13 protein-coding genes are annotated in these 13,873 nt (G+C 70.7%); 5 read left to right on the top strand and 8 right to left on the bottom strand.

What is annotated here, in order from left to right; genetic code table 11:
- Positions 1–42: 42 nt before the first annotated feature.
- The 3 genes from IMZ35_RS28675 to IMZ35_RS28665 form a co-directional block, all read right to left on the bottom strand.
- Positions 43–351 carry a hypothetical protein gene (locus IMZ35_RS28675; protein WP_199444336.1) on the bottom strand — a complete coding sequence of 103 codons (309 nt, stop codon included), beginning with the start codon at positions 349–351 and terminating at the stop codon, positions 43–45.
- Between the two features lie 433 nt (positions 352–784).
- Positions 785–1,204, bottom strand: coding sequence for a hypothetical protein (locus tag IMZ35_RS28670; RefSeq protein ID WP_199444335.1), 420 nt, complete (start codon positions 1,202–1,204; stop codon positions 785–787).
- 813 nt (positions 1,205–2,017) lie between these two features.
- Positions 2,018–2,566 (bottom strand): hypothetical protein, encoded by a 549-nt coding sequence (locus tag IMZ35_RS28665; protein WP_199444334.1) that lies wholly within the window; start codon positions 2,564–2,566, stop codon positions 2,018–2,020.
- Here IMZ35_RS28665 and IMZ35_RS28660 point away from each other — a divergent pair.
- Positions 2,534–2,983, top strand: a complete 450-nt coding sequence (locus IMZ35_RS28660; protein WP_199444333.1) for a hypothetical protein — start codon at positions 2,534–2,536, stop codon at positions 2,981–2,983. The genes IMZ35_RS28665 and IMZ35_RS28660 overlap by 33 nt on opposite strands.
- A gap of 337 nt (positions 2,984–3,320) precedes the next feature.
- Here the strand turns inward: IMZ35_RS28660 and IMZ35_RS28655 are convergent, their stop codons facing one another.
- Positions 3,321–4,103, bottom strand: a complete 783-nt coding sequence (locus IMZ35_RS28655; RefSeq protein WP_199444332.1) for an SDR family NAD(P)-dependent oxidoreductase — start codon at positions 4,101–4,103, stop codon at positions 3,321–3,323.
- 60 nt (positions 4,104–4,163) lie between these two features.
- Between IMZ35_RS28655 and IMZ35_RS28650 the strand changes: the two genes are divergently transcribed.
- Together IMZ35_RS28650 and IMZ35_RS28645 are read left to right on the top strand one after the other, a co-directional pair.
- On the top strand, positions 4,164–5,486 hold the full coding sequence (locus IMZ35_RS28650; RefSeq protein WP_199444331.1) for an MFS transporter: 1,323 nt from the start codon (positions 4,164–4,166) through the stop codon (positions 5,484–5,486).
- A gap of 5 nt (positions 5,487–5,491) precedes the next feature.
- A complete protein-coding gene (locus IMZ35_RS28645; RefSeq protein WP_199444330.1) occupies positions 5,492–6,142 on the top strand; it encodes a TetR/AcrR family transcriptional regulator in 651 nt (216 codons plus the stop codon).
- 444 nt (positions 6,143–6,586) lie between these two features.
- On the opposite strand, the gene IMZ35_RS28640 is transcribed toward IMZ35_RS28645, so the two are convergent.
- A complete protein-coding gene (locus tag IMZ35_RS28640; protein ID WP_307868968.1) occupies positions 6,587–8,116 on the bottom strand; it encodes an FAD-dependent monooxygenase in 1,530 nt (509 codons plus the stop codon).
- An 80-nt stretch (positions 8,117–8,196) separates the two neighbouring features.
- Positions 8,197–9,075, bottom strand: coding sequence for an SDR family oxidoreductase (locus tag IMZ35_RS28635; protein ID WP_199444329.1), 879 nt, complete (start codon positions 9,073–9,075; stop codon positions 8,197–8,199).
- Between the two features lie 83 nt (positions 9,076–9,158).
- Between IMZ35_RS28635 and IMZ35_RS28630 the strand changes: the two genes are divergently transcribed.
- Positions 9,159–9,731 (top strand): TetR/AcrR family transcriptional regulator, encoded by a 573-nt coding sequence (locus IMZ35_RS28630; protein ID WP_199444328.1) that lies wholly within the window; start codon positions 9,159–9,161, stop codon positions 9,729–9,731.
- Positions 9,732–10,357: 626 nt separating this feature from the next.
- Here the strand turns inward: IMZ35_RS28630 and IMZ35_RS28625 are convergent.
- The gene (locus tag IMZ35_RS28625; RefSeq protein ID WP_199444327.1) at positions 10,358–11,854 is read right to left on the bottom strand and encodes an ABC transporter substrate-binding protein; all 1,497 of its coding nucleotides are present in this window, start codon (positions 11,852–11,854) and stop codon (positions 10,358–10,360) included.
- Between the two features lie 40 nt (positions 11,855–11,894).
- Positions 11,895–12,611, bottom strand: a complete 717-nt coding sequence (locus IMZ35_RS28620; RefSeq protein WP_199444326.1) for a class I SAM-dependent methyltransferase — start codon at positions 12,609–12,611, stop codon at positions 11,895–11,897.
- A gap of 39 nt (positions 12,612–12,650) precedes the next feature.
- On the opposite strand from IMZ35_RS28620, the gene IMZ35_RS28615 reads away from it, so the two are divergent.
- Positions 12,651–13,844, top strand: coding sequence for a DUF885 domain-containing protein (locus IMZ35_RS28615; RefSeq protein WP_229373573.1), 1,194 nt, complete (start codon positions 12,651–12,653; stop codon positions 13,842–13,844).
- Positions 13,845–13,873 lie beyond the last annotated feature (29 nt).

The following is a 13,873-nucleotide window of genomic DNA, read 5'->3' as shown; positions in this document are numbered from 1 at the left end:
GCAATCATTGGTATCCCACCACAAGATTTGCAGTAGAAATACTTACGAATAAAATAGGAAAATCCAAAGATCAGCGACAACTACGAGAAGCGTCGAAATCAGAGCTGATCCCACGAGACGCCGAAGATTCTGCGATGTCATGCCACCGGGGTTGATCAGTTGTCGATACTTCTGATGCTCGACCAGCACCAGCGGAGGCTCGCTGCCGCAACCGCTGGCCATCAGGGCCCCACAGGACGCCTGTACCGGCGCGACGATCACGAGAGCAGCGGTCTTCCTCCCTCCGCCAACCGGATCGTCTCGCCATGTGAACTGACGGTCCGCCACGCGCGTTGAAGGCAGGTCACCCACCGGTGGGGTTCCTCGTTCACGCACCCCAAACTTGCTCCAGCGACAGCTAGGACGTGATCACGGACGTGGCCACCAGCTCAGTCGTCGAAGTCCTGCCGACATTAACGTCGACTTCGACCGGCACGGCATCCCACGCCCACCTTCCTGACGAGCCGCAAGCTGACACGACAGCGATCAGAATTCCCGGCAGAGTCAAGCTGAGGAGTTCGCAACGTCGTCACCGGCTTCCCCTCGTGGTTGCGTACAAGCACGCGCACAGGCCCGGTGGTCACTCGAAGCAGTTCCAGCGAACCGCTTTCCCAAACAGCGCGATATCAGCGGACTGCTGTCACATGACTGTCCGCCAGCGCCCCGGAACCCCTGTCGCCGATGTGAGCTGTTCGGACGAGGGCGGAGCAGTCGCTGCGGTAGGGATTGCCGTGACGGGCGCAACTCACTCCGCGCGGAGCCTGCGCGCGGGACGGACGTAGTGCTTGTGCAGTGCGCCGACGTGGCCCGCCCAGAACAGTTGGCGCTCAGATGCCTTCGCGGGTACCGGAAATCCCTTGGACCTAGCCAAGACGTAGAAGCCGGAACCCGCATCGTTCGCATCGAGGTACTGGACGAGCGCGCTGATGAGCAGTCCTCCGGTCTCGGCGAAGCAATCCTCGACGACACGCTCCAGCAGGTCACCGAGAGCGGCTCGCTCGGACGGCAGGCCGAAGTCAAAGCCCTTGACGCCGGTGCGCCTGACGAGGACGGCGTTGAGTTCCGTGTACGTGGTGGTGCGTTGCAAAGCCGCCTGCTCGACCAGGAACTGCTTTCCCTCCTGCACCAACCTGTCCCACTCGTCATCGGAACGTCCGTAGTGCACGATGGCCGGCCTTCTTCCGCTCGTCTCGTCGACCGCTGGAGATCAGCGAATCGCGTGCTCGACTCGTGAGGGTCGCTGTGGTGCGGGTACCTCGTCGTGAACCTGGAAGATCTTCTCACGGTGTGCTCGAGAAGCACCGCACTCCTGCGGTTGGTCAACGAGCAGCTCTGCGCGAGCGCGTGAACAACGCGTTGGATCGAGTGCGCGGGTCGAGCACGTCCTTCGGAGCGATCATGACCGACTGAGCGGCATCCGCTCGCAGAGCAGACCGAAGCTCGCTCGTACGCAGGGTGGCCTTTCGAGTAGTCGGTCTCGGCGAGGCTTCGGTGGGACACCTGCGCTGAAGCAGGGCAGGCCGTCGATCACCCCGTCTTGGCCGTCGTGCAGGCTGCGGACGAAGCTGTGCAGGGCGCGCAGACCGTCGGCCAGACCTTATTGGTCGAGGTGCCAGCGCCAATGATCGGCTCGGGTACCACGGCGTTGACAGTGATGCCGCAGCCGCGCAGCTCACGGGCAAGTCTCAGCGTCAGCCACTCGACAACGATCTTCGCCGCGACACGAGGCACGCAACTCCGAGGTAGCGACGGTGCGCACCGGAGACCGGATCGCACAGGGCACCGGCACGTGCGCCCAGACCTCCTGCTCGACGTCGTGCGGCGAGCGTAGACGCAGCCACTTGTCCGGGCCGCGCCAATGTGTCTTGCACTCGTACAGTGCGGGCGCGATCTGCCAGCACTGGCAGCACAACACCGCCAGCTCGCCAGGGTTCACCTCGCGCTGGCCGCGCAGGTAAACCCTGCGAGAGGGGCCGCATCACACGCGCAGATCCAGTTCAGCGTGTTGCCGAAGGGCGTGGGCGTACAGGTCGTGTCGGGCCTCGGACACATGCACTAACCCCGCCGAAGGGCGGACGGTCACTTCGACCGTCCGCCCTTCGGCGTTGTAGAGCATCCCCAGCCCGAGTCCGGCGAACAGGTCTTCCAACTTCACCGGATCACCACGGCCGATGACGCTCCCCACGTCCCCGAGCGCGTCGAGCACGGCGTGGACCTCGGCATCGGTGATTCCGTCCGGCGTGCTCGTCCCGTTCAACTCCGCTCTCGCGGCGCTCCGCTGAGCCTGGGCCGCGTTGGTCGCTTCGACCAACGCGGCAGGCTCTATCCCGGCCTCGATGGCGGCTCGAAGCCGCTTCACCTTGCCTTCCGCCGCTTCCAGTCGCTTCTTGGCCACATCGTGCGCGGCGGACGTGGCAGCGGTCTTCTTCTGCGACGCGACCAGCGCGGCAACCGTGCGGTCGCGGTTCTCCGGAGCGAACAGCCGTCGAGCCACTTGCCAGTCGAACGCCGTGCGCACGCCGATCACGGCCCGGCCTTCGACGACCTGCTGGACAGCACCACGAAGGGCAGTCCCACCCTGCGGTGGGCGCTGGACCACGGCCGGTACGTCACCCGTGCCGCCACCTCGCGCGAGTTCCTGGCCCAGTACTCGAACTCCCACCTGCGCGACGGCGTCGCCGAGCGCATCAGTTGCCCGGTGCTGGTCTGCTCGGCGGACGACGACGTGGACTTCGCGGGAGACGGGGCGACCAAGCCTCAGCCCCAGGCGCTCTACGACCACCTCACCGCTCCCGCGCACCCGCAGAACTTCACCGCGGCGGAAGGCGCCGACGCCCACTGCCACGCGGGCGCCGGACCGTGGCGCGCGTCCTCGACCGGCTGCGACACCACGATGGGCCACACCGAGCACACCATCAGCGCACAACACGAGGAGACAGCGTGAACCTGCGGGAGATCAGCGATCGCCTGGAAGTCCAGGAACTCGTCCACCAGCTCGTCCGCAGGGGTGTTCTCGAAGCGGCGCACCGGACGGTCGCGAAGCCGACCCACCTCAGCCGGTTGTTCGGCCTCGCGAGGCCGAACGTCCGGTGGCGCAGGTCGCGCGGCGCGGTTTCCGATCCGCGACCGCGACGGCGAGTTCCCCGCCCTGTCCGACCGAGCAGCAGCCACCCACCCCGCCATCCGCCGACGACGGCGACTGGTCAGCGTCCTCAGCGAGTACCACTACGTCCAACGCCGAACTGCCGGGTCGCCCGCGCCCCCGGCTCCGTGCGGTCCGGTCAGAAGGCGTCCAGCAGCGCCGCCATCCGCTTCTCCACGTGCGGCCGGGCTTCGTCGCCCGTGAAGATCCACGGCGAGCGCTCCTCCATGCCAGCCACCACCATCTCCCCCACGGCGTCGATGCCGGGTCCGCTCCTGAGGAACGCCTCGACGCCGGGCACGAGGTCGTCCCGCAGAGCCACCCCGGCGTTCGACGCCCTGGTGTTCGCGACGATGCCGGTGTCGACCGGACCGGGGCACAGGACGCTGACGTCGATGCCGTGACCTGCCACGTTGAGCCGCAACGACTCCGACAGGCCGACCACGGCGAACTTGGCCGTCGCGTACAGCAGGTTCGAGTCGCTGACGAGCCCGGCGGCCGACGCGGTGTTCACGACGTAGCCCGCCTCGCGTTCGAGCATTCGCGGCAGGAACGTCTGGATCCCGTTGACCACGCCGGTGAGGTTGATCGCGAGAGCCAGGTCCCACTTGTCGTAGGTCAGATCGTGCACGGCGGAGTACGGCACGATGCCGGCATTGTTGAACAACAGGTCGATGCTGCCCAACGAGCGTTCCGCCGCGTCCGCGGCTTCCGCGAACGCGGCACGGTCGCGCACGTCCAGCCGGTACGTCTCCACGGCCGTGAGCCGGGCCAGCTCTTCCTTGCTGCGCGCCAGTGATGCCTCGTCGACGTCGGCCAGCGCCAGCCGCACGCCCCGCTCGGCGAACGCTCGCGCGATGCCCAGGCCGATGCCCCTGGCACCGCCCGTGATGAAGGCCGCCGATCCGCTCCAGTCCCGCATGGAAACCTCTCTGTGTTGAGCTGACGACACTATGCTGGTTGACACAGTACGCTGCTCGTCATGCGTTCAACGCCAGAAGACGACCTCTCGATCACGATCCGGTCCCTGGAGCGCGGTTCCCCCGGCGACACCGGACCCCCGATGTCGCTCGAACAGGTCCTGTCCACCGGCGGCCGGGCCACGCTGGCCACGTTCGCGGGTCTGCAGGTGCTCGACAGCGTCGACGGAGTGATGTTCGTGGTCTTCTCCCCGGAGATCCGCGACTCGCTGGGCATCAGCACGGCCGCCGTGGGCGTCGTCGGCGCGCTGGCCGGGTTGATGGTCGCGGTCGCCGCACTCCCGCTCGGACTGCTGGGAGACCGGCGTCGCCGCACGACGATCGCGGGCGTCGTCACGCTCGTCTGGGCCGCGGCGGCCGGACTGCTCGGCGTGGTCCACAACCTCTGGCAGGCTGCCGCCCTGCGCATCGCGGTGGGGATCGGCAAGGCGAGCGAAGGACCGATCCAGACGTCGCTGCTGGTCGACGCCTACCCGCCGACCGGTCGCGGACGGGTGCTCGGCCTGCACCGCGGCGGGCAGTCGCTGGGCATCGTCGTCGGACCGCTGCTGGCGGCGGCGTTCGCGGCGCTGATCCCCGAGGAGAACGAGCCCTGGCGGTGGGCGTTCGCCCTCCTCGCCATACCCGCGCTGCTGCTCGCGTTCGCCGCGTTCCGCCTGCCCGAACCACGGCGCGCGCACGTGACCACGTCGGCGCGCGACGCCGTCAGGAAACTCCTGAAGATCCGCACGTTCGTGCTGGTGATGGTCGCGCTCGGCGTGTTCGGCATGTCCGTGACGACGGTGCCGGTCTACCTGACCGTCGTCCTGGAGGAGCAGCTCGGACAGGACGCGGCCGCACGGGGAGTGATCATGTCCGTGTCCGCGGTGGGCGGGCTGATCGGCGCGGCCCTCGGTGGGGCGTTGAGCGACCGGCTGTTCCGGCGCAGCCCTCAGGCGTGCGTCCACCTGGCGGCGGGCGCGCTGACACTGCTGGGCGTGGGGTTCGCGCTGCAGGCCTACGCGCCGGACGTCGTGACGTACACCGTCATCGGGATGATCACGCAGGGCATGACGTTCGCCGGAATCATCGCGTTGAGCCTCGTCGTGGCCGCGGTGACACCGACGGAGTTCCGCGCGACGGCGTTCGCGCTGATGAGCGTCTACACGGGGCTGGTGGGCGGGCTCGGCGGAGCGGTGCTCACCGGTGTGGCGGAGGGCTTCTGGGGCGAGCAGGCCGCCGTCGCCTTCTCGGCGCCGCTGGCCTCGGTGCTGGCGGGTCTCGTCCTGGTCGCGAGCACCCGGCACGTGCGTCGCGACATCGCGCGATCCGGCGATCTACGATGACCGCCGTGAACTCCCCCGCGCCGCGCCGGATCGACGAGATCGGTGACGAGAGCCGCCGCCGCATCCTGGACGCCGCCGAGGAGCTCTTCGCCGAGCGCGGGTTCGACCGCACGTCCTTCGTGGACATCGCGAAGCGCTCGGGGATCAGCCGCGGCTCGATCCCGTGGCACTTCAAGAACAAGGACGGCCTCGTGCTGGCCGTCGTCGAACGGGTGGTCGCCCGGATCTGGCCGGCCGAGCGCTACCAGTCCGTCCCGTCGATCACCGAGGTGTTCTCCGAGACCGCGGAGCTGTTGCGCAGCGGCAACTCCGCGCTGGTGTTCATGATCCTGGTCGAGGCCCTCGGCGACCGGGGCGTCGTGCGCGAGCAGTACCGCGAGTTCTTCGCCCGCAGGCGCGAGGGGATCGAGGAGTTGTTGCGCCACAAGCGCCCGACCGGCGTCAACGCCGAGATGGCGGCCGAACAGGAGCGCACCGCCGCCGTGGCGCTCAACGGCGCGCTCCTGGGCATCCACCTGCAGGCGCTCGTCGATCCCGAGAACGTCGACCTCGACGCCGCGCTCGTGTCGATGGCGACGATGTTCGACCGGAACCTCGCCGACGTGTGGCGCACCGACCAGCGTCTGGAGTCGTCGGCTCGTCGTGGACCGTCGTGACGGCTCGTCGTGGACCTGCGTCGCCCGAATCCGCGCCGACGAGGTGGGTCCGCCGCGGCCGCAGGTCGAGCAGCGACCTGGTCACGGCGGTCTGCGGCGTCCCGAATCGGTAGACGTCGTCGTTGTGGGGAATCCGGGTGGCGAACTCGCGAACGTGTTCTCCCCCGAGGTCGTCTGCTCGCGGTCCACCTCGATCTTCACGGGAGACGACACGGGCTCGGGATGGCCCGCGAGGATGCTCGCCGGCTGCTGGTCCGCCCGGAGACGGTGCCGCGGTGGCACCGCGACCCGGTCGCACACCGCCACGCGGCCAGATCCCGCCCCGAGCGGCCCGGCCGTCCACCGACCATCCGCTCGATCCGACTTCTGGTGCTGCGTCTTCCGAGGCCGGTCACGACGCCGGACGGACGGGGTGCGCCCACCCGGCGTCGTGACCGGTGATCGTCAGACGTGCCGGGACGGCGGGCCGAACCACGTCCGCAGCGCCGCGGTGAGTCCGGCGGAGTCGGTGCCCGCCCACGCCACGTACCCGTCAGGGCGGACCAGGACCGTCTCGCGTGGCGGGGCCCCTGGTGCGGCGGTGACGGTCAGCAGGTCCACCCGGTCGGACCAGGGCGAGGCCGTGTCCGCGAGTGTGTCCGCCTCCGGCGGGCACAGCAGCATCGGCCTGCCGTGGCGCGCTCGCTCCGCCAGCCGCACGGAGCCGCCGTCGGCGTTCACCCGCAGGTCGGCAACCCACCTGCCCGTCGACGGGTGCCCGCCCGGTGCAGCGGACGGGTAGACGACGTCGGAGCCCGACATCATCGCGGCGATCCGGCGGGCCACCGAGGGGTCCACCAGCAGGTCGCCGAGCACTTCGCGCAGTGCGGTGACGTCGGCCCCGGGGGCCAGCAGTGCCGACTGCGCCCTGCTGGAGCTCATCACCCTGCGTCCGGCCAGGTGGCGTTCGGCGTGGTAGGTGTCCAGCAGGCCGGGCGGCGCCCAGCCGTCGATCTCGGCGGCCAGCTTCCAGGCGAGGTTGGCCGCGTCCTGCAGGCCGAGGTTGAGACCCGGTGCGCCGACCGAGGAGTGCGCGTGTGCCGCGTCGCCCGCCAGGAAGACCCGGCCCCGCCGGTAGTGCTCCGCCAGGCGCGAGCTGGTACCCGTCCGGCGTCGCAGCAGGTGCGAGCCGGTGCCGGTCGGCGGGCGCATCGACACCTCTCTGCCGGTCACGCGGGTCACCGCCGAGCGGACCTGGTCGAAGGTGACGGGCTCGTGTTCCTCCTGCCTGCCCCACTCCATCGTCACGACCCGGTGCGTGCCGGGACCGGCCGGGACGCAGGCGAACACGCCGTGCCCGGTCCGCCGGTAGGTGAGGCCGACGGGGGTGGAGTGGTCGCCGGTCAGCTCCGCCAGGTGCTCGTCGGAGAGCACGGCGTCCGCGGCGTGGGTGAGCGGGTGCGGACTGCTCGTTCCCGGGAAGACGATGCCCGCCTGCCTGCGGACCCTGCTGTGCGCGCCGTCGCACCCGACCAGGTACCGGGTGCGCAGCGTGCCCGTGGTCAGCCGCACCGTCACCCCGTCCGCGTCCTGCTCGAAACCGACCAGCTCGCTGCCGCGGCGGATCTCGGCGCCCAGCTCCAGCGCCCGCTCCTCCAGCCGTGTCTCCAGGTCCCACTGGTGGACGGTGAAGCCGTACAACTGGTTCTCCGGCCAGTCGTGCAGGCGCAGTGCCAGCCCGCCGTAGAGGTACGCCTCCAGCGGCCGGGGAGGCTCGGTGTCGCCGGTGATGCGCTGGTACAGGCCGCGGTGGTCGAGCAGCCTCACGACCTGTCCCACGACGCCGCCCGCCTTGGGCTCCCTGGCGCGCTCGTGCGCGCTGTCGACCACCAGGGGCCGCACGCCGGACAGGTGCAGTTCGGCGGCCAGCATCAGACCGACCGGGCCTGCTCCCACGATCACCACGTCGGGATCTTCGGTGACGAACTCGTTCACCAGTGTTGCTCCACGTCTGTCGGCGCACGTGCCGGTTCCGGTCGTGCGCGTGAGAAGGAAATCGGTGCTGTCGGCGGCGGTCAGCGGAAGTAGTGGCCGGCCTCCAGGTCGGCCAGGAGTCCGGGCTCGCGGGGGAACCAGCCCAGCAGCTCCTGCGTGTAGGCGCTCGACGCCGGCTGGTCGACGGCGAGGAGGCCGCCGAGAAAGCCGAGGGTCTCGGCGGGCAGCGACGCGCTGGGCAGACCGAGGTGCCTGCCGATGGCCCGGGCGACTGCCAGGACGGGTACGCCTTCGTCGCCGACCGCGTGCAGGACCGATCCGGCGGGGGCGTCCTCCAGCCCGGCGCGGAACAGTCGGGCCGCGTCGAGCACGTGCACGGCGGGCCAGCGCTGCGACCCGTCGCCGACGTAACCGCACACTCCGTCCCTGCGCGCGATGGCGACGAGCTGGGCGATGAAGCCGGCGTCGCCCTCGCCGTGCACGGACCGGGGCAGCCGCACCACGCAGGACCGGACGCCGTGCTGGGCGAGGTCGAGTACGGCGCGGGCGTTCGCCCCGCGCACCGCGGCGGGGCCGTCCCCGGCGGAGTCACTGCGCTCGGTGACGACGACGCCCGGTTCCGCCGGGGTTCCCGACGCCACCACCAGGGGTTTTCCCGAACCGGTCAGCGCCGCCCCCAGTGCCCCGAGCACTTCCCCCTCCTCCTTCACCGACTGTTCGAACCGGGAGAAGTCGTGGTCGAAGGCCAGGTGGATGACGCCGTCGGCGCCGCGGGCCAGTGCGGCCACGGCGTCGAGGTCCGCCACGTCGCCGAGGACCGGTTCGCCCCCTGCCGCCGCTACGGCACGCGCTGAGGAGTCCGACCGGACGAGGCCGACGACCTGGTGTCCGGCGGCGAGGAGTTCGCGCAGGACGGGGGAACCGATCCAGCCGGAGGCGCCGGTGACGAGAATTCGCATGAGTCGCTCTTTCCAGTGATGGGACTTGGTCCCGTCAACGTAGCACAGTGATGGGACCAAGTCCCATCGCCTATCCTGGGCGCATGAGCCGCTGGGAGCCGCGAGCGCGGGAACGACTTGTACGCGCCGCCGCGGAACTGTTCGACGAGCACGGTTACGACAGCACCACCGTCGTGCAGATCGCCCAGCGGGCCGGCCTGACCAAGAGCACCTTCTTCAGGCACTTCCCGGACAAGAGGGAAGTGCTCTTCGCCGGCCAGGACGTGCTGTGCGAGCTGCTGGCCAGCGGGATCGACGCCGCGCCCGACGAGGCGACGCCACTGACCGCTGTCGCGGCCGGCCTGGAGGCGGCGGCGGGCAACTTCACCCCCGAGCTGCGCGCGATCGGCCCCGTCCTGCGCGCCGTCGTCGAGAACAACAGCGACCTGCGGGAGCGGGAGGCACTCAAGCACCACTCCTTCGCCGACGCCATGGCGCTGGCGCTGCGCCGGCGCGGCATCGCCGAACCGGCGGCCGGGCTGGCCGCCTGGCTGGGCGTCCTCGCCTTCACCGACGCCTACGCGTGCTGGGTCGATCCCTCGTGCGACCAGGAACTGACCGCACTGCTCCGCCTGAAACTCGGCGAACTGCGCGCGGCCATCTCCTCCCTCGACTGAATCCACCCGGACACCGGGTACCCGGTGTCCGGGTACCCGGTGTCCGGGTACCCGGTGAGCACCCGCGAGGACGTCGCCCACGTGCTGGACGCGACGGTCATGACGGCGCAGACCGACTGGGCGGCACGGGTCGAGGCCGCCTCGGACGTGTCGGTCAGCACCAGCCGGGAGATGCAGGCCGCCGACCGGAACCCCGGCACGTGCGCTCACGCCACCGACGACTGCTCGTACGGCCGGTGCCGGCGCTGTCCGACCAGCGGCTCGTCATCGCACCCCACTTCCACCGGGCCGGTCTCGACTGGTCTGCATCAACCACATCCGACAGGGACGGCTGCCCCGCACCGCAGTTGGAGATCGTGAACTGGGCTGGTCGACCGGACGTGTCCCCCGGCGGGGTGACCCCCGTGACCGCCGGGGACGTCGCCGGTCGGGACACCGATCTGAAGGCCCTGACCGACGGTCTGGGTTAGTTGTTCACACCGTCCAGAGCCGAAGGCGACGTTCGGGCTGATGGTGCGTGCACCGGTGGCCGATGTGCCGACACCTCGGCGGGCCAGCGGTGCGCCTGCCGACCACGAGCCGTCCGCTCCGCCCGACTCCCGGTGCTGCACCCGGCACGGACGGCTTCAGGTCCTTTCGGGCCAGCGACCCGCGGCGCCCGTGCGCGCGGCGCAGCAGCGGCACGCCATGGCCACCACCGGGATCACCGGCAGGTCGGTCATGGCCATGATGTTCGCCTGGTGCCACAGCAGGGCGGCCCTGGGCAGGCTCACCGCCCCCAGGGCGCGCTCCACGAGCACGTCCAGTCGCGGGTTGTCGTACCCGCCGTAGTTGCCGGCGCCGCGCAGCACCTGCACCATCACCGAGCGGTTGTTGTTGCCGTGCCAGTCCGGGGTCCAGCCGGGCGCGGCGACGTCCCACTCCCCCGCCTCGCCCGCGTCCCGGTCGAACATCAGGCCGGCGTAGAACTCGCCGGTGGAGACGAACTTCGGCACCAGTTCGATCCCCGCTCGGCTCAGAGCGGATTCGAAGGCGCTGAACACGTTCCTGTGCAGTTCGGAGTCCCGCACGGCCATCACCAGACGCAGTCCGTCGGCGAAGCCGGCGTCGGCGAGCAGGGCACGGGACTTCCCGGGGTCGCCGCGGTCGCCGGGCGTGGGGTACGGGTCGTACTTCGAGTGGCCGAGAGCGCCGGGCGGCACCACGGAGTGCGCGGTCACGGCCGTCACGCCGGGAAGGGCGGCGAAGACGTCGCGGACCGCCACCTTGTCCACGGCGTACCCGATCGCCTGCCGCACGCGCAGGCTCGCGAGCGCGCCGTCCTGGTTGGGGCTGCGCAGGTTCAGCGCCAAGTAGGGGTTGAGGGTGTAGCCGGGGCACGGCAGAGCCGCGTCCCTCCCCCACGACACGATGCCGAACTGCCACGCGGGGTCGCTGTCCGCGGCGGTGCCGTGCCGGCGCACGACGATCCGGTCCGCTTCGACCCGGCGAACCGCGTCCGTGTCCTGGTCCCACACCGGGTTGGGCTCCAGCACCACCTCCTCCGCCGAGGCGGACGCGACGCGGTACGGGCCGTTGGCGCGTTCGCCCTCGTGCGGCTCGGGCAGCGCGGTCGCGCAGCCGGTGGACAGCAGGTTCACCAGGTCGTTGGCGGGTCGACGCAGGTGGAACACGAGGGTGCGGTCGTCCTCTGCGCGGACCTCGCGCACGGTGTCGCCGAAGAACCCGGCCACGTCGCCCGCGTGCGCGGGGTCGGTCATCCGCCGCAGGCCGCGCACGAAGTCGTGGGCGGTGACCTCGCGCGGCGGCTCGGTGTCCCACCGCACGCCGGGCCGCAGCCGCACCACGCACGTGAGCAGGTCGGCGGTGAGGCCACCGTTGTCCTGCGTCGGCACGGTCTCCGCGACGTCCGGGACCGGCACGAAGACCCGGTCCGGGTCAGCCACGTCCTCGACAACGGGCACGGCGAACAGGGTGCGCGACAGCACGCGCAGCACCTGGCCGGGCCGGACGTGGTGTGCGCTGTCCGGGTCGAGGTGGTCGGGGTCGTCGGGACCGAGGAAGGTCAGGGTGCGGGTGCCGGTCGTCGTGCCGGTGGTGCCCTGGGGGGCGCTGGTGCTCACCGCGTCTCCTCACGTCCACAAAAACAACTTGTTTTTCAAGTTACCTCGGACGTTGCGCCACGAACAGCCCGGTTCCACCGCACCACCCCGCCAGGTACTCCCCGACCAGGCCCGCCAGCGCGAAGGCCCGGTGGTAGTCGTCCTCGGTGAACAGGGACACCACCTCGGTCTCGGTGAACTCGTCGACGCCGTTCGCGTCGGCGACGACGAACCGGATCGTCATGCGGACGCGGTCGCCCTCGCGCACCGAACGGGTGAGCCGTGCGATCACGCGCCCCTCCTGCTTGACCAGGTGGCCACCCACGTACCCGTCGATGAACCGGTCCTCGAACCACCAGGGCTCCACCACCAGCACGCCGCCCGGCGCGAGGTGCCGCGCCATGGCCGCGACCGCCGTGGCCAGGTCGTCCGGCGTCGGCATGTACGTGATCGCGAAGAACATGCACGTGACGGCGTCGAACTCGCGACCGGCCGACACCGCCCGCATGTCGTGCGGGTGCACGACGAGTCCGGGCAACCGCTCCTCGGCCACCTCCCGCATGGCCGCGGCGGGCTCGACGCCCTCCACGTGCGCGAAGTGCTCCGCGAACGCCGCGAGGTGCGCGCCGGTGCCGCACGCGACGTCCAGCAGAGACGCCGCACCGGGGTTGCGGCGCCGCACCTCTTCGGTCACCGCGGCCGCCTCGGCCGCCCAGTCCTTGCCCCTGTCCGCGAACACCACGTCGTACAGCTCGGCGTGCTTCCTCCCGTATCCCATGCCATGTACTTTACTATCAGATAGTTAATAGGAGGTGTGATGGGCGAATCGCTCGTACGGGACTACCTGCTGCTCGGGCTGCGGCTCGGCCGCCTCGTCGACGGCTTCGTGGACTGCTGGTTCGGCGACCCGGAACTGAGCCGCCAGGTGGACGACGAGCCGCTCGCCGACCCGGCGGTGCTCGCGGCGTCCGCGCGGGCGCTGCGCGCGGAACTCGCCTCCGGCGACCTGTCCGAGGCGCGGCGGCGCTTCCTCGACGGCCAGCTCGGCGCGCTGGCCTGCGCGGCGGACCGGCTCGCCGGCGTCGAGGTGCCGTTCCTGGAGGAGGTCCGGTGCTACTTCGACGTGGACGTCGAGCTGACCGACGTCGAGGTCTACGCCGCGATCCACGACGAGATCTCCGCGCTCCTGCCCGGCTCCGCGCCGCTGCACGAGCGCGTCACCGCCTTCCAGGAGCACGACCGCGTCCCGCGCGGCGACCTGCTGCGCGCGACCCAGGCGGTCTCGGAGGAGCTGCGCACCCGTGCCCGCGCGCTGTTCGACCTGCCCGAGGACGAGTCGGTCGAGTACGAGGCGGTCACCGACCGGCCGTGGAACGCCTTCAACCGCTACCGGGGCGGGTTCCGCTCCACCATCACGCTCAACGCGGACGTGCGGCACCGCATGGCGGCCCTGCCGCTGCTGGTGACCCACGAGGCGTACCCGGGGCACCACGCCGAGCACTGCCGCAAGGAGCGGGTGCTGGTGCACGAGCAGGGACACGGCGAGCAGACCATCGCCCTGGTCAACACACCGCAGTGCCTGATGGCGGAGGGCATCGCGGAAGCGGCCCTGCCCGCCGTGCTCGGCCAGGACTGGGGCCGGTGGACGCAGGACCTGCTGGCGGAGCTTGGCCTCGTGATGGACGGCGAGCTGTCACAGCTCATGCTGAGCCGCACCACGCTGCTGATGGCCGCGCGGCAGGACGCCGCCGTCCTGCTGCACGACCGCGGGGCCGCCCCCGAGGACGTGGTGACCTACCTCCGGCGCTGGATGCTCGTGGACGAGCGGCGGGCCGAACACGCGGTGCGGTTCCTGACCGATCCGCTGTGGCGGGCCTACACGACCACCTACGTCGAGGGCTCGCGACGGGTGCGCGCCTGGCTCGACGCGCGCCCGGAGGAGCAGTCGGTGGCCACGCGCTACCGCAGGTTGCTGGACGAGCCCCTGGTTCCCGCGGACCTCGTGCCCTGAAAGTCGAGCGTCCCCGAGGCGGCCCCCGG

The organism is Umezawaea beigongshangensis (assembly GCF_016464305.1).
GTDB classification, from domain to species: Bacteria; Actinomycetota; Actinomycetes; order Mycobacteriales; family Pseudonocardiaceae; genus Umezawaea_A; species Umezawaea_A beigongshangensis.
Note: the sequence above shows the minus strand (reverse complement) of the source record. Positions and strands in the feature narration are given on the sequence as shown.